Genomic DNA, 23,788 nt, shown 5'->3' with positions numbered 1-23,788 from the left:
TTTGTAATACATGATTATTTTTAACCTTTTTTACCTGTAATATAAAAAAATCACTATAATACATGATTTTCAAAAGAATTTACCTGTAATATTAAGAAATTATTATTTTATGATAAATACACCACCTGCGTAATATATTCAAAACCAAGATTTTCATATAGTTTTTTTGCACCGATATTTGTGTCATCGACTGCTATTTGAAAATCTTTATTATTTTTAGAAATTAATTTATTTACAATATTTTTTACAAAATAGCTTCCAATTCCTTGACCTCTATATTCTTTAGAAATTGCTAATCCATATAAATAATTTGAGTTTGAGCTTATATCAACTGTACAGGAACCCAAAATAATGTCATTTTTCTTAATTATATATAAAATGCTATTTTTATCATTCATAGCTTCTTTTGCATAAGTCGAGCTGATATTTAATGGTGAATCAAATGCTTCTGCATTTATTTTTGCAATTTTATCTATATCACTTTCGTTTGCTATGGAAATTGACAATTCAGATATTTTATCTATTTCATAAGGCGTTCTTTCTTTTTTTAACCATGATTCAGTATCATCAGTTTCCGATATATTCCAATGTTTTAACAAATCGGGATTTTTATCTAAAAATTTTCTTTCGCTTATAAATTCTATTGAAGAAATACCATAATCTTTAGTTTTTTCTAAGAATAAATTGTATAAAGTTTTTGCAATTCCATTCATTCTAAACTCAGGATGAATATTAATGCTAATTTTAACTTCTGTAGAGTCTGCATAAACCGTCAATATTCCTATTAAAATATTTTCATTATATGTCATGAAAAATGCAGGCATTGATTTATCGAAATTTAACATATTTGAAAGATATGGATATTTGAAAGTTTTATCATAGGTTTGGCAGATTGTTATAAGTTCTTTTGCTTGCTCTAATTGAATGTGATTTAAGGTGTTAAAATAAATAGTTTCCATAAATTCCTCCTTAAATATATTATATATAAATTTATGAAAAATTTCATTTGTTACTTTTTTGTATTATTTTTGATTAAAAATGAGTAAAAAAAAAAAAAAAAGAATTTTTATTTGAAAATATGTTAACAAAATAGTATATTTAAACTTGGTTTGGATATATTATAAACCAAACCGTACTTGTTTGGTTTACATTGAATGGAAAGGGAACAATATGCAAATAAATGCTACAACGGATTACGCAATAAGGACTGTTATATATCTAAGTACTCACAGAAGTATTTCAACAGCAGGGGAAATCTCTAGAGCGATAAATATTTCTAGTAATTACATACTTAAAATTATGAAAAAGTTAGTAGAAGCTAATATAGTTAAGACTACAAAAGGTGTAAAAGGTGGTTTTGAGATAAATAAAAAACCTAGTGATATATCTTTATATGACATAATTAGCATTATGGAAAATACTATAAATATCAATCAGTGCTTAGATGATGAGGCAAATTGTAGCATGTGTGCAACGAAGACTTGTCCCGTTAGAGCCTTTTATTTAAGCTTTCAAGAAGAAATGGAAAGTAAATTTAAAGAGCAAACTATTCAAAAGTTAATCGACAATATGGCACATTAGAGGAAAGAAAGGGAGGAAAAATTGAAAGAAAAGAAACATATTAAAGTTCAAGTAAGAGCCAATAAAATTATAGCTTTTATGCTTGCTTTTATGATGGTGATAGGATTTGTTCCTGTTAGAACATTCGCTGAAGTTGAAAAAGCAAACTGGAATGAAAAAGAAATATTAGCTTCTAAAGAAGAATTTTGGCCGGTTCCAAAACAAGCTAAAGTAGAAGAGGTTGGTAATGCTGAACCAATAAGAAACTTTAAGTTAAAATATATAGGAACTTATACAAATACTCAAGGAAGAACAGTTGTTAGAACAGCTATAGCATATCGTCCTACTGCTATAACCGCTGTATGGAAAAACTTACAAGTTAAAGTAGAAAAAGATTTATTTGAAATAATTGACTGGAATAATAATGGAACAGGTATAATTGAATCTAAAGGTATAACAAGTAAAGACTGGGTACATGATGGTTATACAGTTAATGATAATTTAAAAAAATTTTCAGATTTAGATGTTGACGTAGCTGGGGCATATAGAGTTAAAACAGTAGATATTAAACAAAATGGTAATTTATACGGTGCTGTAAGTAATAACGAAATTCCTGTTGATTTCGTATTAAAAGATGGACAAACATTAGATGGATTAAATAATCCAATAATTCAAACAAGATTAACAAATTCAGATAATTCAAAAATTTATTCTATAAGTAATTTACCAGCATATAGTTATGGTTCATACACTGCAACAACTTTTGTCCCAACAGATACTAACTATGATTTAGAAACTGTGGAAGACATACAAAAAAATGCAAATGTTATAAATCAATCTAATGGTTTTATCTCATATAATGAAGAAAAAGGCTATGTTGATGTTTATCATGTACATAACAAAGTTAATACACTGACAAATAATTTCACAATAGCATTTAGACAAATTGTAGATTCACCATTCTATCAAGTGTTAAGAGGTAAAAATAAAACTACAGTATCAGAAACTACAGATCAAGATACAGTAGCAGAAGTATTTATTACTAATGAAAATCTAAAACCTTATAAACTAGATAGTGAAGGAAATGTAACATCTGATAGATTAACACCTATATTAAAATCAAACTTGAATTATGATGGAAAATTAGGATATGTACAAGTTGCTAGTGGTAATATGCCAAATGATGATAAAATAAAAACGGTTTCATTAAATGGAAATAGAAATGATAATCTTTTTAACGCATCTGCAGCTTCATACCAAGGATTTGGTACAGTAGTTAGATACTATGTTGATAAAGTTGCTCTAGATAAGTTAGTAGGAGCAGATGGAATTAATACATTTAGATTCTATGAATCGTTTTTAATTAATCCTAGTGATTTTGAGCATAAAGCTTATAAATTTGAGGGTAAGATTGACAAAGAAAGAAATCTTAAATCTGGAACAAAAGTAAAATTAACTTTCGATCAAAGTATGAATAAAACTTCTGATTTAAAACTAGTTGTAGGTAATCAAGTTCATAATTTAGACTTTGTAAGTAGAAAAGTAGGTGCTGGATATGTAGGGTCAATTAAGTTTACAGGATCTAAAATTGGGGCAGGAAAAAATAAAGAATGGACATGGACAGTACCTCTAAATATTAAATTAAAGGCAAATGACGATATCAAGTTATATGTAGGTCAAGCTGAAGGTACAAATGTATCAAAGGTTACATTTGAATTTGATAATAATGATAGATTTGAATTAACAACTCCAAAAGAAGTTATATCAGCAACATATGTTGATAGATCAGACATTTTATTAGGGGGGGTTGTTGCAAGAACACACCTTGCACCAAATGTAGATGAAATTTTCACAGATAGTAAAAAGATTACAGGTGCTTCATTCTTTAGTAATGCAGAAATTGCAATTAACTCATTAGTGAATGGAGAAGTAAAAGAACAAAAAATAGGTGTAGCAGATACTCAAACAGATGTAAATATGCATACAGGAAAAACTGAAAAAGGATATGTATTTGATACTACTTTAGTTGGTAAGAGCATAGTTACAAGTGAAGCATATAGTACATTTACAATGCCTAGACTAGAAAAAGATATGCCAATAGCTGTAAATAACACAGATATTAAGAAATTGGCAATGAAATCAAAGCCACCAGTTATTGAACAAGTTCAAGCAAAAGTAAAGTTTGACCTTAATGGTGGTAGTATAGGTGGAAAAACAGAAACTATTGAAAAAATAGCTCCATTAAATCAAAACTATCTATACAAGGTAGACAATACAACTAATCTACCAACTAATGAAAAGAATGATCAATATAAACCAAATGGATTTGAAGGTGACAACAGAAAATTAGTTGATGGAGTTGTAGCAGATCATAATGGATTAGCATTGACAGGTGAAGAATTAGCAAAACGTCAATTCCCAGAAAATCCAGTTAAAGATGGTTTAACATTCTTAGGATGGTCAACAAAGAAAATAGATAAAACACCAGAAGAAGCATATAAAGAATGGAATACATTAACTTTAGCTAAAACAGATAAAGAAGTAGAAGAAGAAACAAATCATAAATTTGATTCTAAATCACCTATTTCAAAAGAAATAACACTTTATGCTGTTTGGGGTAAAATTGATGATGTAGTACCTCAAAAACCTGGTGAAGAAAAACCAGTAGTTCCGGATAATTATGTAAAAGTAGAATTTTCAGCTGGGCAAGATGGTAAAATTGCTGAGACAGAAACTAAAGTATTTTGGGTAAATCCAAAAGTTGAAGTTACATTGACAGCTCCAGCAGTTACACCAAATGATGGATTTAAGCAAAAAGCTGCAGATCAAGCTTGGGATAAATCATTAAAATCAAGATTTACTGAAGAAACAACTATTACAGCACAATATGATAAATTACCAGTAGTTGTAATTCCAAATCCAGGAGATGAAAATAAAGTTCCTGAAGGATATGCAAAAGTTTCATTCAATGATGGAATAGATGGTAAATTTGCTACTGATGCAAAAACAGTATTCTTCATCCTTAAAGGTAAAACGATTGAAGAAGCTAAAAAAACAGATCCTGCATTAGAAATTCCTTCAATAATTCCAAATGAAGGAAAATCATTTGATGGATGGGATAATGATAAAGGTGGAAGATTTAATACAGAATTAAGTGATTTAAAAGATCCTATAAGTGAAAACACAATATTTACTGCTAGATATAGTGATAAACCTATTGTAATTGTAAATCCTCAAGGAGATGCTAAAGAAGGATATGTAAGAGTTATCTTTGAAGCTACAGATAAAGGCTCTATTAAGAGTACAGAGAATAAAGTATTCGATGTATTAAAAGGTAAGACAATCCAAGAAGCGCAAAAAGCAAATCCAGCTTTAACAATTCCTAAAGTAGATCCAGATCAGGGATATGAGCATATTGCATGGAAAAATAGTGATAAAGAATATAAAGTTGATTTATCAAACTTTACAACACCATTAGAAACACGTACTGAATTTCATGCAAAAATGGAAAAGGAAATTGTAGGACCAGTTGATCCAAATACAACTCCAAATCCAAATAAAGAATTATATGCAACAGTTACATTTAAGCCAGGAGACAATGCTTCATTAGAAGGAAATGGAACTTTCTATGTATTAAAATCAGCTAATAAAACATTAGCAGACATTAAAGATTCAGCTCCAACAGTAAAACCAAATGAAGGATTTAAGTTTGTAAAATGGAATCCAGAATTAGATGCTAATACAAAAATAACAAATGACTTAGATGTAAATGCAGATGTATACAAAATGGAACAATCTGCAAAACCAGAAATAAAACAGCCAGCTGCAAATGATAAGACAATATTTGTAAATGTTCCAGCAGGTACTTCAAAAGGTAAAATGACTGTAACAGTTACTCCAAAAGATGGAAGTGAAGCATATACAATTGATCTTAATACAACAGATAATGTTCATTATGATGGTCAAGTACCAGCAGGTAAAACATTAAAAACTGGAGATAAAGTAGACGCTACATTTACAGAAGATGGTAAAAATCCAACAAATGCTGATCCAAAAACTGTTGAATCACATTTAACAGATAAAGAAGTAATTCCATATGAACCTTCTGATCCAAAAAATCCAACAGATGACAATGATCCAAAGATTCCAAATCAAGATGAAAATGGAAAGATTGTTGAAAAAGGATTATATAATATTATTGGATTCAAGACAGAAGATAGAGCTAAGGGAACATTAACTTTAGCTGAATTAATTGATAAAGAATCAATATCTGTATTAGTTAAAAAAGGTTTAACATGGGAAAAAGTAACAGTACCAACACCAAAGGCAAAAGAAAACAATGTATTTTGGATGTGGTCACCATTAATTCCAGAAAAAACTGCAAATGTTGAAAATGGAAATGTATATGAAGCAAAATTCTTGACAAATGGACAAGAAGTTGAAAAAGATGCTACATTACCAGATGGAGTATTCAAAGTTACAGTAAGTAAAGATCAAGCTTCTATTAAAGATAATGATCTATTTGGAAAAACTTATGCAGTATTTAAGGATACAAAATTATCACAAGATAAATTCCCAGCATTAGAAGCAAATGATGGATTTAAAGATCCAAAATGGAATGAAGAAAATCCTTGGGATAAAGTAATAACTTCTGAAATAGAATTTAAGGCATCAGCAACAAATGCTAAATTTGATAATAATAACGTTGTAGAAGTTGTGATTAAAGAACAACCTACATTATCATACAATGAAGGTAATAAATTAGATTTGAGCAAATTAGTTGTTACATTAAAAGATAAAAATGGTAATACACAAGATGTACCATTTGATAAATTTAATGATTATGGTTTGACAACAAATCCAGTTGATAAAGCAGATTTAACAGTACAAGATCATAATAATAAACCAGTAGTTGTTACACATTCTAATAGTAATAAAACAGCAAATACAGAAAACTTAGCAGTAAAACCAAATTCAACAGAAAATGTTATACCATATAATCCAATAGATCCAAAGAATCCAACAGATGACAATGATAATAACATTCCAAAAGTTGATAAAGATGGAAAAAATATTGTAAGAAGCGAATATATTGTTGTAGCATTTAATGTAACACCAGAAAATAGTGGAACATTAACATTAGGAGATGTAAAAGAACAATCAGTAATTTCTGCTCTAGTAAAGAAGGATACAAAATGGAGTGATGTAAAATTACCAGAAACAAAGGCTGCTGAAGGTTATGCATTCTGGTACTGGTCAGATGCTAAAGGTGAAACTGTAGCTGACAAAGAAGTAAGAACAGCTAGATTTATCAATAGTGGTGATGAAATAACACCAGCAGATAAAGATAGAAAATTACCAGAAAACTTCTATAAATTAAGCATCAACAAAGGTGAAGGAATTGCTGATGATGCTAAATTTGGTAAAGTTTATGCAGTAAAAGCAAATGATAAATTACCGGAAAATATTTTCCCTGAAATAAAAGTTTCAGATGAAAAAGAATACAGAAACCCACGATGGACTGATAAAGATGATACAAGATTCAATAGTCTTGATGAAATTAAAGCAATACCTATGTCTCCAGCTGATTTAGAATATATTGCAAAAGCTGATAAGATTCAAAAACAGGATTGGACAGATATAGTAGGATTTGATAAAGACAGCATCTCTGAAATATCAATTAAAGAACAACCTAAATTAACATATAAAGATGGAGAAAATCTTGATTTAACAGATTTAGTTGTTACATTAAAAGATAAAAATGGTATGGAAGTATATGTACCATTTAAAGATTTCAAAGAATATGAAATTACAACAGATAAAGTTGATGGAGAATCATTATCACATAAAGATGATAATGATAAACCTGTAAAAGTTTCAGTATCAGATAAGAGTGCAAATACAAATCCATTAGTAATTGAACAAAAAGATATGGATAAATACGAACCAAAGGTAACACCAATAGTTAAACCAAATGGAGAACCAACAACAGAAGATGAAGTTAAGAAAGCTGTTGAAGTCCCAAATTATCCAAAGGATTCTGAAGAACAACCAAAAATCTTAATTGATCCAGATCAAAAATTACCAGATGGAAAAACAGCAGGAACATTTAATATTAATGTAACAGTAAAATATCCAGATGGAACAGAAGATCATGTTGAAGTACCTGTAATTGTAAATGATCCTACTAAGAAAGAAAATGAAATTTACGAACCAAAGGTAACACCAATAGTTAAACCAAATGGAGAACCAACAACAAATGACGATGTTAAGAAAGCGGTAGAAGTACCAGGATATCCAAAAGATGCTGAAAAACAACCAGAAATTTCAGTAGATCCAGGACAAAAATTACCAGATGGAAAAACAGCAGGAACATTTAACATCGACGTAACAGTAAAATATCCAGATGGAAGTGAAGATCATGTGAAAGTACCGGTAACTGTAAAAGAAAAAGTTACACCAACTGATCCAATTATAATTACTGTAACACCTGGAGTTGAATTTATAACACCTGAAGTCTTAGATCCTTCAAACTGTGCTGTTAAACCATGGTTAGTAGTTAAAAAGGATAAAGGTATTACTTATATTGTTACTCTTGAAGATGGTACAGAAGTAAAACCAGATAAAGATGGCGTATATCGTTATGAATACGGACAAATTGTAAAAGTAAAAGCTATTGCAAAAGATGGTTATAAATTCTCAGCAGATGCTGTAACAGAATGGAGCTATAAAGCACCAAAACCTGCAGTATGTGAAATGAAAGATGAAAAACCACAAGTTGATAATAAACCTAATGGACAAAATCCAAATACATCAGATAGTGGTGTAAAGGTTAGTGTTTTAGCGTTTGCAATGTCAATGGTAGCACTTTTTGCAGTAAGAAAAAAAAGAAAAGAAAATATGTAATTTATAAATGTAAAAAGTATAAATTATAAAAAATTTGCTCAGGCATTTCTTTATATATTAAAATATTAAAGAAAATTGCTTGAGCAATTTTTGTCTATAAATGCATCAAATAAAGCATAATTAAATTTAAAAGGGGGTGTTGAATGGAAAATATTAAAATAATTAACAAAAAATTGATCGATAAAGGTTGGTCATATGATGAAAAATATGAAGTTACATCAGAAGATTCTATAAAATATTTGTTGCGAGTTTCCTCTATTGAAAATCTTGAAGATAAGATTAAGGAATTTAATTGTATGAAAAAAATAGAAGAAACAGGAATAGATATGTGTAAACCTATTGAAATAAGTAAAGATGAAAACTTTGTTTATACGATTATTTCTTGGATTGATGGCGTTGATGCTGAAGAAAAAATGGCGAAATTATCAAATGAAAAACAGTATGAATATGGAGTTGAAGCAGGGAAAACTCTACAAAAAATTCATTCAATACCTGTAGAAAATACGTTTGATTGGGAAGAATATTTTAGTAAAAAGATGGAAAGAAAGATAAATAGTTATTTGGAGTGTTCTGAAAAATATGAAAATGGGGATAGATTCATTCAATATATAAATGAAAATAAAAAATTGCTTAAAAATAGACCAATTTCAATACATCATGGGGATTTTCACATTGGAAATATGATGATAGGAAATGATGAAAAGCTTTATATAATTGATTTTGAAAAAATTGATAAAGGTGATCCGTGGGAAGAGTTTAATCGTATAGTTTGGTCTATAAAGGACTTTGAACATTTTTCACGAGGAATGATAGACGGATACTTTAATAATGAAATCCCGGAAGAATTTTGGAATTTGATGAAATTATATATTTCATCAAATGAGCTGGGATCTTTGCCATGGGCGATAAGTTATGGTGAACAACAGATTAATGTTATGAAAAATAAAGCTAAATATGTATTAGAATGGCTTGATAAGATATAGAATAAAAGGGTACCCATCAATATTTATGGATCTGGTGGGTATCATTTATATTTACTTAAAAGAGACTGTAATAAATTTTATGTATGAAAGAGGCTGTTGCAAAATAAATTAGTTATTTGCAACAGTCTCTTAAATTTATATTTTCAATTCATATTTATGTTTTATTAATAAGAATTGGTGTGATTACATTTCTTTTTCATTTCTTTTTATGGTTTTCACTTTTAGAATGGTGTAAAATTTATTACTCAACCAATTCCATTGTAAGTTTAGTTCTTTTGAATGGTATAAAAGCTCTTATTCTAATCCATTCTTTTTTTATTAGTGTTAAATTGAACGGTATAAATCTTATTTTCTTATCAATTCCTTTTTCTATTATTTAGTTTGGAATGGTACTATCATTTTTTTCTAATCCATTCTTTTTTTATTAGTGTTAAATTGAATGGTATAAATCTTATTTTCTTATCAATTCCTTTTTCTATTATTTGGTTTGGAATGGTATTATCATATTTTTCTAATCCATTCTTTTTTTATTAGTGTTAAATTGAATGGTATATCTAAAATTCCAATGTAAAAAACTATTACAAAATGATATTTTTAATTATTTTGCAACATTCCCTTTTTTATGGGAAGAAAAAAAACAGAAATAGCAAAAAGTAGATTAGCAAAACAATTAATAGAGTCATATGATATAAAAACTGCTCAAGATATACAAGAAGCATTAAAAGACTTGCTAGGAGAAAAGATAGAAAGCATGTTAAAAGCAGAACTTGATGAGCATTTGGATTATGAATATGGACAAACACCACTTTTAATAAATACAAGAAATGGAAGTAGTAAAAAAACAGTTAGATCCAGAATTGGAGAACTAGAAATAAATATACCAAGAGATAGAGATGCAAGTTTTGAGCCACAAATATTGAAAAAATACGATAAAGATATTTCAAATATTGAAGCACAAATAATATCAATGTATTCTAAAGGTATGATAACAAGAGATATTTCATCACACATTAAAGATATATATGGTTTTATAGTATCAGCAGGACTTGTAAGCAGCATTACAAATAAAATATTCCAACTATTGATGAGGGACAAAATAGACCTTTAGATAAGGTTTATCCTTTTGTATTCATAGATTCAATACACTATTATGTAAGAGAAAATGGTATAATAGTAAAAAAGCTGTATACATAGCTTTAGGATATAACATAAATGGTTTTAAGGAAATATCATGGATGTGTAAAAAGTTGGAAGAATAACTGGGCTTAACTCTCAACATATTTTAAATATCCACAAAGATATAAGAAGATTAATATAATATCTCAATTATCTATTTATTTTGAAGGTAGAATTTAATTTTATTTGTTGAAGAATAAAAAAAACCAAATGCAAAGTCAAGGGGTTACTTCGCTGAAAATGCGCCCTTGACTGTGTCTTTGGTTTTGTATACCTAAAATTAGGAAAATTAAATTTGATAAATTTAAAATTTTATTGTCTAAAAAAACAAATAAATTATTTGAACCATCTATTACTTTACTTACAACAAAAGGAATTGATGCACCAATCAGATCGGTTAAAATGATCAAAATCGTTCCAATATTTAATATTTTTTCATAATTACTCCTAAATTAATTTTTTAATTACATTATAGCTAAAATAATTTAACTTATAAAATTCTTCAAAATCTAATAGACTATTATCGTTCAATGGATTAATATATCCTATTTTTCCATCTTTTTTCTTCTGCATCATTAAAAATTCAATATTTTGAGTTATCAATAAATCATTTTTTTTAATAAATTTAATTAAAAAAGCTAATATAAGGCTACCTAAGAATAAATTATATTCTTGAAAATAATATGTTACATTTCCTAATAAAAATAGTCTATTCATTTCACAAAATTTTTCATTACTTTTTTTTGAATAATAAAGTATTCTATTTCTTATTAAATCAACAATTTTTTCATCATCTGATTCAAAAAATATTAAATTTTCTTGTTCTAAAAAATTTTTTTTGTTTTGAATAAAAATATCATAGTATACAATATGTAGTAATATACTATAACTATCCTCTTTGTTTATAATTATATCTTTATAGATCTGTTGATTTTTAAGTGCCTGTATATAATTATCTAAAATTTTATCAATCATAAATGCTCCATTTTATCAATTCTAATGAAAAAAGATTTATATCTTTTTTTAGTATTTCTTCTAAATTTTTTTTTAATATATCTTTTTTATTTTCAAAAAATAATGCTAAAATTAGATAGTTATAGTCCTTATATTTTATATATCTAAAGTAAAAAAAAGAAATAATTTTATCCTTTTTTTCAACGCTGATACTTTTCATGTTATAAAATAAATATAAGTTAATAATTTCATAATATTCTATTGGAGTATAATTTATATTTTCAATCATTTTTTCTATATTTTTTTCTATAAGTTTAGTAATATTATTTTTGATAAAATTTTTTTCTGATATATCATTATAAACATTTATATAATATTCATTTATTAAATCTAATTCACTTTTTGTGGAAGTGTTGAAATCAGATTTGTTAAATACATAATTAATGTATACTAATTTCGTATAATAAATTTCGTTTGTTATTATTAACTCGCATACATCAAATGTTTCATAAAATTTATTATAAATTTTTATAATAACATCATCATATTTAAATAGTTTAAAAAAAATACCTAGTGATATATTAAATAATTGGTCAATATATTGCTCTATGGTAAGTTTTTTTTTCAATATTTTTATTATTTTATTTTCAATTAAAGGTTTTAGAGTTTTTTCTTCCATGCATCTACCATGCCTTTTGCAACTGAAGTAGTGTGATATAGATCAAAAAAATCTATATCAATTTTTTTGTTATATTTTTTATGAGGGATAATTCCGCCGGATTTTTTAGTGTTTTGTAATATATTTTCAAGAGATTTTTCTATTACAAAAATTTCATCATAAGAAAATTTAAAATCAAATAATGCCAAACATAATATTAATTCTATTAGTAGATCAAAATGTCCTTCTAAATTTATAAATGTGATTATCCCAAGTAAGTAAGATTTTATAAATTTTTTTTCTTTATCAAAGTAAATAGATATTAAATTATTATTTTTTATTAGTAGATGTATATAAAAAAGCTCATGGGTTATACTGTATATATCCATATAATTTAGTAAATTAATATTTTTCTTTTTACCTAAAATAGTTTTTTTTAATATCTCTTCTATGTTATTATTTGATTTTGATTTATAATACAAGTAGATATATGTGTAAATTTCCAACATTCTGTATGGAGCTCTTAGATTTAAATAACTAAAAAAACTTGGCAATGATTCATCAAATACGGATTTTTTATGCATATCTATATTGAATGAATCTATATAGATTAAAGCTGGAAATAAACTACTATTTCTGATTAATAAATCATCCCAACTATAGGATTTTATCTTATTATCTATTAATTTATTTATTTTTATATAGAATTCACTATTTTTTATTAAAAAATTACTCAAAAAACATAGTTCGCAAAAAGGCTTAAATTTATCATCGATACTTTTTTCTTTATATATGACATTATCAAAATCAAAATAATCCAAATTGTTTTCTAACCATTTACTAATATTTTTATCTATTGTATTTAAATATTTTTTTACATTTTTCATACAATATTCCACATATAATTATGCTAAGGAGTATTCAATTTTTTTATTTATATTTTCTTTTTCTACTTTAACAATTACTGCGTATCCTTGCCATGCAACAACATAGGAACTAGATTTTGCAAATGTATTATTTACAATATTGTTGCTTAAGGATATACCTAAAAAATTTTTCCCGTTTATATCAGTCTTTTTTATTTTATTTATAAATTTCATAATATATTCCTTTTTTTTAATAAATATTTTTTATAATTATAGCATTTATTATTTTTCGTGTCAATTATTTTATTTCATTTAAAAGTATAAATAATTTAATTAATTCTCCTGAAATAACACCCCCCTTTAACTGAAATATCAGAGTTAAAGGGGGGTAATGAAAATATTATTTAAATTTAATTGTTTTGTAAATTATTCAATTTTAAAATCCTTTAATCAATTTAGCTCTAATTCTTACTGAGAAGAATTCAATCACTAAAACTAATGCAACAAGGCAAATTAGAATGGATCCTGCTTGATTCCATTTATATGCGTTGATTGCAAATATTAGCGGAGCACCAATACCTCCAGCTCCTACAAGTCCTAAAACAGTTGCATCTCTAAGATTTATGTCAAATCTATAAATGATTGTTGACATGAACATTGCATAAAGTTGAGGAAATATACCATATCTTATTTTTTGGAATGTTGTTAATCCCATAGCTGATAGAGATTCTAATATATTTTCGTTTATATCCATTATTGATTCTGCAAATAACTTACTTATCATCCCGATAGATGTTATCGCCATAGTCAAAACTCCGGCAAATGGACCAGGGCCTACCATTCTGATAAATAAAAGTCCATAAACTAGTGCGGGGATTGTTCTTATTAATATTAAGAATAATCTTATTGTATAAGCAATGTATTTAGGAACAATGTTTATTGACGTTAAAAATGAAAATGGTATTGCAAGTATAGCTCCTAAAACTGTACCTAAAAAGGCGATAGCCATTGTTTCAACAAGTAGATAGGGAATACCTTGTTTTGTTAAGTTTATCAAGTTCAAATCAGGAGATAATATACCCTTAAAGATATTTCCTACAATTCCCATACTTTGTTTAGTTGCTCCGGCAGATTGTAATCCTAAAAATGACCAAACTAAAAGTCCAATAATAATTATAATATTAATAATTGTTTTAATTCTTGTGTTTGGTTCTTGTTCTAATTTTTTTAATATTTCTTCATTCATAGTTTACCTCACACAAATTTTTTACGTAGGAATAAGCTTATACCTTCTATAATTACTATTGTTATTAAAACAAGAAGAAGGATAGCTCCTAGATTACTATATTCTCTAAGTCCGATATTGTGTTTAATTAATATACCAACACCACCGGCACCAACATAACCTAAAATTGCAGCGTACCTTACATTACCTTCAAAATTATACAATGCTGTTGCAAAAAAAGTAGGTAATACTTGAGGTAAAACAGCTTTTATAAATGCCATATATCTTTTATAACCCATAGAAATTAATGCTTCAAAAGCACCCATTTCAACATTTTCTATTTGTTCATAAATTATTTTCCCAACATATGAAAATGAATAAATAAATATAGCTACGGTACCAGCTTTTGAGCCTATACCAAATATGAATGTTGCTATCAAAGCATTTACAATTGTAGGTATAGTTCTCATTATAGAAAATATGGTTCTCATAATCCAATTCGCAAATTTGTTATTCATCATATTAGATGAAGCGATATATGCGAAAGGAATGGAAAATACCGCTCCTAAAAATGAACCTAAAAGAGACATTTTTATAGTTTCTATTAAAGGATCTACTACTTTTGGTAAATATCTCAAATCTGGATTAAATAAGTCTTTAAGTATTAATCCCATTTGATGAAATTGTTTTATAATTCTAGCAAATGAAAATTGTGTAAATTGTGCAGATAATATTAAAATCAATAAAACTAATGGTGCTATAACTATCGCTCTGCTTCTTTTTTCTTTTACAATTGACCCATCTGGTAGGGTATAAATTTTTGGTTTAAAAATTTTATCATATAAGTTCATTATAGAGCTCCAGACATTTCAATTTCATCAGCTTTTTCACCATAGATAGTCTTTAATACACTATCATCAACATTTTTAGCTGGTCCATCATAAACAATTTCTCCATCTTTTATACCTATTACTCTTGAAGCGTATTCTAAAGCTAAATCTACGTGGTGAATATTAATTAAAATAGCAATATTATTTCTTTGATTTATTTTTAGTAGATAGTCCATAACTTGTTTAGCTGTAACAGGATCTAAGCTTGCTACTGGTTCATCAGCTAAGATTATTTCTGGTTTTTGTGCTAAAGTTCTAGCTAAAGCAACTCTTTGTTGTTGTCCACCTGAAAGATGATCAGCTCTTACATATGCTTTATCTAAAATATCAACTTGTCTTAATGCATCTAAAGCTTGAATTTTCATTGATTTAGGATAAAATCCAAACATAGATCTAACAGGATCTAAGTCAGGAACAAATCCAGCTAAAACATTATTTATTACAGTTGTTCTATCAACTAGGTTAAATTGTTGAAATATCATACCTATATTTCTTCTAAATTTTCTTAAATCTTTACCTTTTAATTCTGAAACATTTTTATCGTTTACTGTAAGTCTACCCTCTTCAATAGGAATCATTTTATTTATAGTTCTAATTAAAGTTGATTTTCCAGCTCCAGAACGTCCTATTATTGCAATCATTTCTCCTGATTCAATAGTAAGATTTATGTTTTTTAACGCCTTGAATCCATTAGGGTATACTTTACTAACATTTTCAAATTTAATCATTTTTTCCTCTCATAAAAAATGGGCTAAGCGAACTTAGCCCTTCATAAAACATAATTTTAGTGTTTAGTTAATTCTTTCATTAATTTTTGAGCATCTCTTTCTTTGTTGTAATCTTCAGATTTTGCTTTCTTGTATCCGAAATGATTGTAGATGCTTATAACTTTCTTACCTTCTTCAGTTTTAGCTAAGTTAATAAATGCATTTGCTAATGCTTCTTTAAATTCTGGAGTCATATTTCCAGATTGAGCATTCTTTGAAACGGAAACTGTATCGTTATAAATTTTATCTGAAACACCTATAACATTTGTATCTTCCCAAATATCTTTTGGACCGTTATATTGTTTTACCCATTTGTCAGCATTATCAATTCTTGCATCTGTAAATGCAACTATAACATCAAGTTGTCCTGTTGCTAATTGAGCTAAAGCTGTATTGTATGAATCTTGTTCAACAACTGTACTTAAATCTGTAATGCCTTTACCATAGTTATCTTTTAACCATAGATATGGGTAAATATATCCTGCTGAAGATGAAACTCCTCTAACACCCCATTTTGCAGAATTTAAATCTTCCCATGTTAATTTTTCTCCAGCATTAACTTTTTTAGCTAATTCTTTTCCTTTTTCAGAAGGACCTGCTAAAATCATTGCTCTATAATATGTTACTTCTTCATCTACTGGTTTTGTAGGTTTGTTAGCATTCCAGTCTTTAGCTTTTTCAGAATCGTTATTGTATCCTTTTCTTGTAGCTGTTAAAAGAACTTCTGCATTGTCGTCATACAATACATATGTTCCACCAGGTATTAAACCAACATCAATAGAACCAGCTGAAAGTGCTTCACCAGTTGCTTCGTATGATGTACCAACTGAAATTTCTACTTTTTTAACATCGTAACCTTGTTCTTTTAAATGTTTTTGTAGTAATCCTTCAAGTGGTTTTGTTTGACTTATAATGTCTTTAGGATCTCTTGAAGGTACAAATTGTACTGTTAATTTTTCAATTGTTTTACCGTTAGCGCCTTTGTCGTCTGTTTTTTTTGCGGATGGTTGACATGCTGATAGCACCATAACCATTACAAGTAATAAAGAAATGATTTTTTTCATTTTTCCTCCTAAAATTTTATTACATATAAATTATATCAAATATTATCAAATAATTCAGAACAAAATTATAAATTTTGTATTAAATGTGATGAAATCAATCTTCTAATTGTTACAAAAAAGTTATCTTTTTTAATATATTCTTGACATAAAAATATTTTATAAATATACTAAACATAATTAATAGATAGAGGGAAAATATTATGAAAGAAAAATCATCAAAAAATAAGACAATAGATTTTGATTTGAGTGTAGGGGAGAAGTATCTTAAAAATGCTATTATTTTTGATAATTCGCTTAATTTTACCGATTTAATTAATAAAAATATCGTAGGAGATACATTTCATGTTTTAGATAATATAGAAAATAATTCGATAGATCTTTTGATTGTAGATCCTCCGTATAACTTAAGAAAAAATTATCACGGTAATATTTTTAATGAAAAAAATACGAAAGGATATTCAGATTATACAGAAAAATGGATATCTCAAATAAAACCTAAGCTAAAAGATAATGGTAGTATATATGTATGTTGTGATTGGAAATCTTCGATGATTATTGGACCAATTTTATCAAAATATTTTAATATTAAAAATAGAATAACATGGGAAAGAGAAAAAGGTAGAGGGGCAAAGTCTAATTGGAAAAATTCTTTGGAAGATATTTGGTTTGCTACTAATTCTGAAGAATATACATTTAATATTAATGCTGTAAAGAAAAGAAAAAAGGTTATAGCCCCTTATAAAGAAGAGGGAAAACCAAAAGATTGGAAAGACGATAAAAATACAAAATATAGAGATACACATCCATCAAATTTTTGGGATGATATTACAATTCCATTTTGGTCTATGCCTGAAAATACAGCTCATCCAACTCAAAAGCCTGAAAAATTAATCGCTAAATTGGTGTTAGCCAGTTCAAATGAAGGAGATTTAATTCTTGATCCATTTATGGGGTCAGGCACTACTTCGGTTGTATGTAAAAAACTAAATCGTAAATTTATAGGAATAGAGCAAAATGAACTTTACGTTGCCTGGGCAGAAAAGAGATTATTAGATGCCATAGAAAACAAAGAAATACAGGGAATAAAAGATGGAATATTTTATGAAAGAAATTTCAATGTGAAATAATGATTTACAATAAATAGTGAAGGTAGATAAAATTTGCCTTCACTATTATTCTTGTATATGTATTTAATTTAAAAACAAAAAAGATAGTACATAAAAAGGGAGACTGTACTATCTTTTTTTATATGTATGCACACCCAGTATCGGCTTAAAATCCACTGCTGCTTTCAGACTAGTTAGCTCGAGAAAGGCTACCTCACGGCACACAAGAGGGACTACTTAATGCTGCTTCCTTCCGGACCTGACATGGTTCATAGATTCTTGTTGCATGAGACCATCCTGTCAACACCACTTTTTAAGCGCATATCAACAAATAATTAAGTCTCAATCTGGGAATTCAACCCCGCTATAGCGGATTGCGGGCGACAGGGTACCGCTACCACCCCGTTTAGTGCTGGCGGAGAGTGAGGGATTTGAACCCTCGGTACGACTAATTATCGTACACATGATTTCCAATCATGCACCTTAAGCCACTCGGACAACTCTCCAAATATTCAAATTTACTTATTAATTATATAAGAATAAAATAAATAAGTCAATATTTTGTGAAGAATTATTAATTTAAATGAGAGTATAATTATTAAATTTGATATATGTTATATATAAATTGATTATAAAATTAAGTTGCGATTTACTTTTAATTTAGTTTAACCTAAAACAAAAGTTTACAAAGGGAACACTTATTTTATAATGTTTTATATGAAAACGAGGAGGTATAATGAATAAAACGAAGAAAATTTATATAAGGCTAATTAGCTTTTTACTTGCGTTGTTTATTATTTTTACAGGGTTGGGGCAAATTTATGCAAAAAAATTATTTAAGTCCCCAGAAAATAATAAGGTTAGCGGTAAATTTTTTAATAATATTATAGAAAAAGAGTTTGAGGATGCTTTTAATAAAACTGATTATGTAGAATATATTATAACTATTAAGAAAAAACCTGAAATAAAAAATGATTCTAAATCTCATGAAGTTGTACAAAAAACTTTTAGATACTGCATTAGAAGATCAGGAAGATATTATAGGGGTAATAAAAAAGGAAGTCAAAAATGGTAATATAAAAAATTATGAATCTTTTTTTATAGTAAATAGTATTTTTATAATTGGTAATAAAAATTCGTTTCAACTGTTATCTAAAAGAAATGATGTAGAAAAAGTTGTTTTAAATAAAAAAATAAATATAGAACAAAATTATACTAAAAACAATTTTGAGGGAAAATATTTCAAAAGTGATTATGTTGAAAATAATGATATTTCAAAAAAACATATTCCGTGGAACTTAAAAAGTATATCTGTTCATAAAACTTTTTCAGAAGGTTATAAGGGAAAAGGTATAGTTGTTGGTATAATTGACTCAGGGGTTGATGTAAATCATCTTGCATTAAAGTCATCATATAGATGAAATGATGAAGATAAGAGATATTACAGTTTTTTTGATGCTACAACCGGAATAAAAGGTGGAGAACCAACTGATGCTACAGGGCATGGAAATCATGTTGCCGGTACGATATTGGGAAATGATCTTAAAGGAAATTCACTTCTTGGAATAGCACCGGAAGCAAAATGGATTGCGGCCAAAGTTTTTGATAAAGATGGCGAAACAACTCCAAAACAATTGCTTGATGCAGGTCAATGGATTCTTGCACCTACTGATAAATTTGGAAATGCACATCCAGAAATGGCACCAAAGATTATAAATGCTTCGTGGGGTGGTAATTCAGATGATGAATTTTTTGTAGCATATAGTCAGAAAGATGATACTTCAAATGATCCTGTACTTGGTATTGATGAAGATACTAAAGGATTGGGAAATTATTATAAAATGATTAATAATGCATGGAATGAACCGAGTGAAGTAGGAAGCTATATGATTAGAGTAAATTTATCAGAGATAGATTTTGATAAAGATTTAAATAATAACACTATTAAAAAAATGATAAAAGAAGATTTCAATAAAGGTAAGGATGATAATATAATTTAAATACTGAAAAATGATAATTGCAGCCAAAAAATAAATAATTATAATGTAGGTGAAAATCCAAAAACTTCAGATGATTTTATATTATATTTTCCTGTTTTAATAATGGTGTTAGGATTATTCGGGATTAAAAGTATAAAAAACATTAAGGAAAATTTATGATTTTAAATTTACTAGTAATTAATATTTTGTGTTTTTTTATTTAAAAAGGGTATATATTTTATATAAAATATTTAAGATTAAATTCTAAGGGAGGGATTTATGAAATTTGAATTACCAAAATTACCATATGCATATGATGCATTGGAACCATATATAGACGCAAAAACAATGGAAATACATCATGGTAAGCATCATGCTGCTTATGTAAATAATCTTAATAAATCTATTGAAAATTATAAAGATTTACAAGAAATGACATTAGAAGAATTAATTAGTGGTATTGATAAACTTCCATCTGATATACAAATGGCAGTTAGAAATAATGGTGGAGGACATATAAATCATTCATTTTTCTGGGAAATATTAAGTAATGATGGTTGTAAGCCGCATGGTAATCTAAAAAAAGCTATTGAGAAGAAATTTGGTTCAGTTGATAATTTTAAGGATGAGTTTTCAAAGGCTGCAGTAGGAAGATTTGGTTCAGGATGGGCGTGGTTAGTAATAGATAACGGTGAATTAGAAGTTATGTCAACCGCAAATCAAGATTCTCCATTAATGGAAGGGAAAACTCCAATAATAGGGTTGGATATTTGGGAACATGCTTATTACTTAAAGTATCAAAATAGAAGACCGGAATATATTGATGCATTTTTTTATGTAGTTAACTGGAAAAAAGCTGAAGATATATATAATCAGTCTATGTAACAAGTTTTATTATAAAACGTAAAAATAAAAAAACATTTATTTATAAACAAATTGAGGCTGTTGCAAAATAACATTTTTGGTTATTTTGCAACAGCCTCAATAATATATTATTGTTTTATTTTTTATTTGAATATTTTTTTGAATTTTGATTAAATTTGGGCGTTACACCGTTAATTTTCATACAAGTAAAGTTAATTAGAATATTTACAATAATAACAAAAGGTACAGATAGTATCATTCCCCATACACCAAATATACCACCTCCAATTATTATTGATATTAAAATTACGACTTCATGTATACCTGAAGATACACTCATCAATTTTGCACCCACTATATTTTGTTCTATCCATTGAAGTACAAATGATAAAAATCCGATCCATAAGAATAGTATGGGAGATTTTATAAGTGCAAATGCAAGAGCTGGAACTGTTGCAAGTATTGGTCCAACATATGGAATAATATCAACAAACATAGTAATTAATCCGATTATCAAGGCGAAGGGTATGCCGAATATTTCTAACATTATCCAGGTTGCAACACCTATAAATACAGACATCAACGCTCTACTTTTTATAAACTCAAACATCGCAAAATTGATTTCTTTATATAAATATTTTGCATCCGGTCTAATTTTTGGCGGGATTAACGAATACACTGATTTTATAATTTTATCTTTATCTACTATAAAATAATAGGTAATAATAGGAATAAGAACACCTATGATTATTGCTTCGATACTTCCCTGTAAAGTTGTAATTAATGTAGAAATCCATGTAGGAATAGAATTACTTGTACGTAAAAGATAGTCATTTACATTTGTTCTAAGTGATTCTAAAACTTTAGGATTAATGTTCCAATTTTGAAGTGTGTCATTTATTGATATCAATGCCTTATTTATCGAACTTGGAAGAGATACGATAAAGTTGGTAGACTGTTTAATCAAATCAGGAATTATTGCTATTCCTAGAAATACAAAAATTAACAGGATGGAAATATAGGTAATTATTGTGCCCAGACCTCTTTTAATTCCTTTTTGTTCTAGATAATTAACTATAGGATTTAGTAAGTAAGCTAATAATACAGATATGAATACGGCGAAAGTGGAGCTTCCTAATATAGGGTATTCTTTATACATAGCTTTTACAAAAACTATAAGCATACCTATTAAAATAATTTTAAGTATATTTTTCCAGTTTATATTAATTTTTCTTTGTTCTTCAACATTTTTATTTCCTATATAAATTAAATAGTATGAACTAAGTCCAACAAAAACTATTATCAATAGAAATAATACATATTGTAAAAATGGTGCTATTGTACTGTTTTTTAAAAACATAATACCTCCACTATGCTAAAACTATTCTATGGAATACTTTTTTACCTTTTTGAATGATTAAATCATTTTCAAAATCTTTTTCTGTTAATTCGTAAGCAATATCTTCAACTTTAGCTTCATTTAGTTTGATTCCACCTTGTTGAATTAATCTTCTAGCTTCACCATTTGATTTTGTCAATCCAACAAATGTCAACATACTCAATAATCCTTTATTGTTTTCAAAATCCTCTTTTGAAATTTCTGTAGTTGGCATGTTTTCATCGATAGCACCTTTTGTAAATAATGCTTTAGATGTTTCAAGAGCCTCTTTAGCCTTTTCTTCACCGTGAATTAATTTTACAATTTCATAAGCTAAAACTTCTTTAGCTTTATTCATTCTTTCATCGTTGTATTTCGTTAATTCTTCAATTTCTTCTGTTGGGACGAATGTTAATAACATCAAGAATTTCTTAACATCTCTGTCATCTGAATTTCTCATGTATTGGAATAATTCATATGGAGAAGTTTTTTCTTCGTCTAACCAAATAGCACCCTTCATGGATTTACCCATTTTCACACCATCAGCTCTAGTTAATAGCTTGAATGTCATAGCATAAACTTGTTTATCTTCGTGTTTCTTTACAAGTTCAGCACCACCAAGAATGTTTGACCATTGGTCAGAACCACCCATTTGAATCATACAACCATATTTTCTATTCAAAACTAAAAAGTCGTAGGATTGCATAAGCATATATGAAAATTCAAAGAATGTTAACCCTTTTTCCATACGATTTTTGTATGCATCTTTTTTCAACATTTCATTAACGCTGAAATGCACACCGATTTCTCTCATGAAGTTTAAGAAATTCAAGTTTAATAGCCAATTTGCGTTATTATCAATGATTGCTTTTCCATCTGAGAAATTAATGTATTTTTGGAATTGATTATAGAATCTTTGGGCATTGTAATCAATTTTTTCTTTTGTCATAACCATTCTCATATCGGATCTTCCTGATGGATCACCAATCATAGTTGTACCACCACCAAGTAAAGCAACAGGAATGTGTCCATGAGCTTGCATTCTCATCATTACCATTACTTGAATCCAGTGACCAAGTGTCAACGAATCAGCAGTAGCATCAAATCCGATATAAAATGGAACTTTTTCTTCAATTAATAATTTTTTCAAGTCTTCTTCATGTGTACAATGATCTAAGTAGCCTCTTTCAACTAATTCATCATATACACTTTTATGTTTAATCTCGTATTTCATCTTTTCCTCCGCAAAATTGTATATAGTTTAATTGTATAGCAATATTGAAATATAGTCAATTAAAGGATGTTAAGAGATATTATTGATTTCTAGGATTGTCAAACATATGTGACAAGAAAGCAATCTAATAATATTTTCAAAAGGCATAATTATAATTAACAAACAATGTATGTTTCTG

At 27.6% G+C, this 23,788-nt stretch carries 20 protein-coding genes, 1 tRNA gene, 1 other RNA gene and 1 pseudogene; 10 read left to right on the top strand and 13 right to left on the bottom strand.

The genetic code is table 11. The features are described from left to right. Positions 1 to 107 precede the first annotated feature (107 nt). Positions 108 to 959: a GNAT family N-acetyltransferase gene (locus tag ABGF48_RS04650; protein ID WP_408105171.1), complete on the bottom strand. Its 852-nt coding sequence runs from the start codon at positions 957 to 959 to the stop codon at positions 108 to 110. 211 nt (positions 960 to 1,170) lie between these two features. Here ABGF48_RS04650 and ABGF48_RS04645 point away from each other — a divergent pair, with 211 nt between their 5' ends. The 5 genes from ABGF48_RS04645 (at position 1,171) to ABGF48_RS04625 (ending at position 10,643) form a co-directional block, all read left to right on the top strand. Beyond that, positions 1,171 to 1,581: an RrF2 family transcriptional regulator gene (locus ABGF48_RS04645; RefSeq protein WP_408105170.1), complete on the top strand. Its 411-nt coding sequence runs from the start codon at positions 1,171 to 1,173 to the stop codon at positions 1,579 to 1,581. Between the two features lie 21 nt (positions 1,582 to 1,602). Further along, positions 1,603 to 8,466: a Rib/alpha-like domain-containing protein gene (locus ABGF48_RS04640; RefSeq protein WP_408105169.1), complete on the top strand. Its 6,864-nt coding sequence runs from the start codon at positions 1,603 to 1,605 to the stop codon at positions 8,464 to 8,466. A 143-nt stretch (positions 8,467 to 8,609) separates the two neighbouring features. Continuing rightward, positions 8,610 to 9,449 (top strand): aminoglycoside phosphotransferase family protein, encoded by an 840-nt coding sequence (locus tag ABGF48_RS04635; RefSeq protein ID WP_408105168.1) that lies wholly within the window; start codon positions 8,610 to 8,612, stop codon positions 9,447 to 9,449. Between the two features lie 622 nt (positions 9,450 to 10,071). After that, a complete protein-coding gene (locus ABGF48_RS04630; RefSeq protein WP_408105167.1) occupies positions 10,072 to 10,557 on the top strand; it encodes a transposase in 486 nt (161 codons plus the stop codon). After that, positions 10,521 to 10,643: a transposase gene (locus ABGF48_RS04625; protein WP_408105181.1), complete on the top strand. Its 123-nt coding sequence runs from the start codon at positions 10,521 to 10,523 to the stop codon at positions 10,641 to 10,643. The genes ABGF48_RS04630 and ABGF48_RS04625 overlap by 37 nt, the downstream gene beginning before the upstream one ends. A 429-nt stretch (positions 10,644 to 11,072) precedes the next feature. Here ABGF48_RS04625 and ABGF48_RS04620 read toward each other — a convergent pair whose 3' ends face one another. From ABGF48_RS04620 to ABGF48_RS04585, 8 genes are all read right to left on the bottom strand, one after another. After that, on the bottom strand, positions 11,073 to 11,600 hold the full coding sequence (locus tag ABGF48_RS04620; RefSeq protein ID WP_408105166.1) for a hypothetical protein: 528 nt from the start codon (positions 11,598 to 11,600) through the stop codon (positions 11,073 to 11,075). Beyond that, positions 11,593 to 12,258, bottom strand: a complete 666-nt coding sequence (locus ABGF48_RS04615) for a hypothetical protein (RefSeq protein WP_408105165.1) — start codon at positions 12,256 to 12,258, stop codon at positions 11,593 to 11,595. The genes ABGF48_RS04620 and ABGF48_RS04615 overlap by 8 nt, the downstream gene beginning before the upstream one ends. Then, positions 12,240 to 13,124: a DUF6895 family protein gene (locus ABGF48_RS04610; protein ID WP_408105164.1), complete on the bottom strand. Its 885-nt coding sequence runs from the start codon at positions 13,122 to 13,124 to the stop codon at positions 12,240 to 12,242. The genes ABGF48_RS04615 and ABGF48_RS04610 overlap by 19 nt, the downstream gene beginning before the upstream one ends. 18 nt (positions 13,125 to 13,142) lie before the next feature. Then, a complete protein-coding gene (locus tag ABGF48_RS04605) occupies positions 13,143 to 13,337 on the bottom strand; it encodes a hypothetical protein (protein WP_408105163.1) in 195 nt (64 codons plus the stop codon). Between the two features lie 202 nt (positions 13,338 to 13,539). After that, positions 13,540 to 14,349: a phosphonate ABC transporter, permease protein PhnE gene (gene phnE, locus ABGF48_RS04600; RefSeq protein WP_408105162.1), complete on the bottom strand. Its 810-nt coding sequence runs from the start codon at positions 14,347 to 14,349 to the stop codon at positions 13,540 to 13,542. A gap of 8 nt (positions 14,350 to 14,357) precedes the next feature. Next, positions 14,358 to 15,179, bottom strand: coding sequence for a phosphonate ABC transporter, permease protein PhnE (gene phnE, locus ABGF48_RS04595; RefSeq protein WP_408105161.1), 822 nt, complete (start codon positions 15,177 to 15,179; stop codon positions 14,358 to 14,360). After that, positions 15,179 to 15,946, bottom strand: a complete 768-nt coding sequence (gene phnC, locus ABGF48_RS04590; protein WP_408105160.1) for a phosphonate ABC transporter ATP-binding protein — start codon at positions 15,944 to 15,946, stop codon at positions 15,179 to 15,181. The genes phnE (ABGF48_RS04595) and phnC overlap by 1 nt, the downstream gene beginning before the upstream one ends. A gap of 56 nt (positions 15,947 to 16,002) precedes the next feature. Next, on the bottom strand, positions 16,003 to 17,049 hold the full coding sequence (locus ABGF48_RS04585; RefSeq protein WP_408105159.1) for a phosphate/phosphite/phosphonate ABC transporter substrate-binding protein: 1,047 nt from the start codon (positions 17,047 to 17,049) through the stop codon (positions 16,003 to 16,005). Positions 17,050 to 17,249: 200 nt separating this feature from the next. Here ABGF48_RS04585 and ABGF48_RS04580 point away from each other — a divergent pair, with 200 nt between their 5' ends. Further along, on the top strand, positions 17,250 to 18,176 hold the full coding sequence (locus ABGF48_RS04580) for a DNA-methyltransferase (protein ID WP_408105158.1): 927 nt from the start codon (positions 17,250 to 17,252) through the stop codon (positions 18,174 to 18,176). Positions 18,177 to 18,302: 126 nt separating this feature from the next. On the opposite strand, the gene ffs is transcribed toward ABGF48_RS04580, so the two are convergent. Then, positions 18,303 to 18,570: signal recognition particle sRNA large type (gene ffs / locus ABGF48_RS04575), an RNA gene on the bottom strand. After that, positions 18,569 to 18,661, bottom strand: a tRNA-Ser gene (locus ABGF48_RS04570). Before ABGF48_RS04570 ends, ffs begins: the two co-directional genes overlap by 2 nt. 230 nt (positions 18,662 to 18,891) lie before the next feature. Here ABGF48_RS04570 and ABGF48_RS04565 point away from each other — a divergent pair. The 4 genes and pseudogenes from ABGF48_RS04565 (at position 18,892) to ABGF48_RS04550 (ending at position 21,019) form a co-directional block, all read left to right on the top strand. Further along, positions 18,892 to 19,230 (top strand): hypothetical protein, encoded by a 339-nt coding sequence (locus ABGF48_RS04565; RefSeq protein WP_408105157.1) that lies wholly within the window; start codon positions 18,892 to 18,894, stop codon positions 19,228 to 19,230. Beyond that, positions 19,142 to 19,576: a hypothetical protein gene (locus ABGF48_RS04560; RefSeq protein ID WP_408105156.1), complete on the top strand. Its 435-nt coding sequence runs from the start codon at positions 19,142 to 19,144 to the stop codon at positions 19,574 to 19,576. Before ABGF48_RS04565 ends, ABGF48_RS04560 begins: the two co-directional genes overlap by 89 nt. A 42-nt stretch (positions 19,577 to 19,618) precedes the next feature. Continuing rightward, a pseudogene (locus ABGF48_RS04555) lies at positions 19,619 to 20,155 on the top strand (S8 family serine peptidase); the annotation flags it as partial. A 258-nt stretch (positions 20,156 to 20,413) separates the two neighbouring features. After that, positions 20,414 to 21,019 carry a superoxide dismutase gene (locus ABGF48_RS04550; RefSeq protein WP_408105155.1) on the top strand — a complete coding sequence of 202 codons (606 nt, stop codon included), beginning with the start codon at positions 20,414 to 20,416 and terminating at the stop codon, positions 21,017 to 21,019. A gap of 115 nt (positions 21,020 to 21,134) precedes the next feature. Here the strand turns inward: ABGF48_RS04550 and ABGF48_RS04545 are convergent, their stop codons facing one another. Both ABGF48_RS04545 and tyrS read right to left on the bottom strand, forming a co-directional pair. Next, complete coding sequence (locus tag ABGF48_RS04545) at positions 21,135 to 22,358, bottom strand: AI-2E family transporter (protein WP_408105154.1); 1,224 nt, start codon at positions 22,356 to 22,358, stop codon at positions 21,135 to 21,137. A 10-nt stretch (positions 22,359 to 22,368) separates the two neighbouring features. Next, entirely contained in the window at positions 22,369 to 23,610 is a 1,242-nt protein-coding gene (tyrS, locus tag ABGF48_RS04540) for a tyrosine--tRNA ligase (RefSeq protein ID WP_408105153.1), read from the bottom strand. Positions 23,611 to 23,788: the final 178 nt, after the last annotated feature.

Origin of the sequence: Helcococcus bovis (genome assembly GCF_046035835.1) — a bacterium.
GTDB lineage: Bacteria > Bacillota > Clostridia > Tissierellales > Peptoniphilaceae > Helcococcus > Helcococcus bovis.
This window is presented reverse-complemented; position numbering and strand designations above follow the sequence as displayed.

Bases quoted from the DNA above. Each gene is read 5' to 3' on its own strand.
- ABGF48_RS04650 (WP_408105171.1), bottom strand. From the start codon at position 959: ATGGAAACTATTTATTTTAACACCTTAAATCACATTCAATTAGAGCAA.
- ABGF48_RS04645 (WP_408105170.1), top strand. From the start codon at position 1,171: ATGCAAATAAATGCTACAACGGATTACGCAATAAGGACTGTTATATAT.
- ABGF48_RS04635 (WP_408105168.1), top strand. From the start codon at position 8,610: ATGGAAAATATTAAAATAATTAACAAAAAATTGATCGATAAAGGTTGG.
- ABGF48_RS04630 (WP_408105167.1), top strand. From the start codon at position 10,072: ATGGGAAGAAAAAAAACAGAAATAGCAAAAAGTAGATTAGCAAAACAA.
- ABGF48_RS04620 (WP_408105166.1), bottom strand. From the start codon at position 11,600: ATGATTGATAAAATTTTAGATAATTATATACAGGCACTTAAAAATCAA.
- ABGF48_RS04615 (WP_408105165.1), bottom strand. From the start codon at position 12,258: ATGGAAGAAAAAACTCTAAAACCTTTAATTGAAAATAAAATAATAAAA.
- ABGF48_RS04610 (WP_408105164.1), bottom strand. From the start codon at position 13,124: ATGAAAAATGTAAAAAAATATTTAAATACAATAGATAAAAATATTAGT.
- ABGF48_RS04605 (WP_408105163.1), bottom strand. From the start codon at position 13,337: ATGAAATTTATAAATAAAATAAAAAAGACTGATATAAACGGGAAAAAT.
- phnE (WP_408105162.1), bottom strand. From the start codon at position 14,349: ATGAATGAAGAAATATTAAAAAAATTAGAACAAGAACCAAACACAAGA.
- phnE (WP_408105161.1), bottom strand. From the start codon at position 15,179: ATGAACTTATATGATAAAATTTTTAAACCAAAAATTTATACCCTACCA.
- phnC (WP_408105160.1), bottom strand. From the start codon at position 15,946: ATGATTAAATTTGAAAATGTTAGTAAAGTATACCCTAATGGATTCAAG.
- ABGF48_RS04585 (WP_408105159.1), bottom strand. From the start codon at position 17,049: ATGAAAAAAATCATTTCTTTATTACTTGTAATGGTTATGGTGCTATCA.
- ABGF48_RS04580 (WP_408105158.1), top strand. From the start codon at position 17,250: ATGAAAGAAAAATCATCAAAAAATAAGACAATAGATTTTGATTTGAGT.
- ABGF48_RS04565 (WP_408105157.1), top strand. From the start codon at position 18,892: ATGAATAAAACGAAGAAAATTTATATAAGGCTAATTAGCTTTTTACTT.
- ABGF48_RS04560 (WP_408105156.1), top strand. From the start codon at position 19,142: ATGAAGTTGTACAAAAAACTTTTAGATACTGCATTAGAAGATCAGGAA.
- ABGF48_RS04550 (WP_408105155.1), top strand. From the start codon at position 20,414: ATGAAATTTGAATTACCAAAATTACCATATGCATATGATGCATTGGAA.
- ABGF48_RS04545 (WP_408105154.1), bottom strand. From the start codon at position 22,358: ATGTTTTTAAAAAACAGTACAATAGCACCATTTTTACAATATGTATTA.
- tyrS (WP_408105153.1), bottom strand. From the start codon at position 23,610: ATGAAATACGAGATTAAACATAAAAGTGTATATGATGAATTAGTTGAA.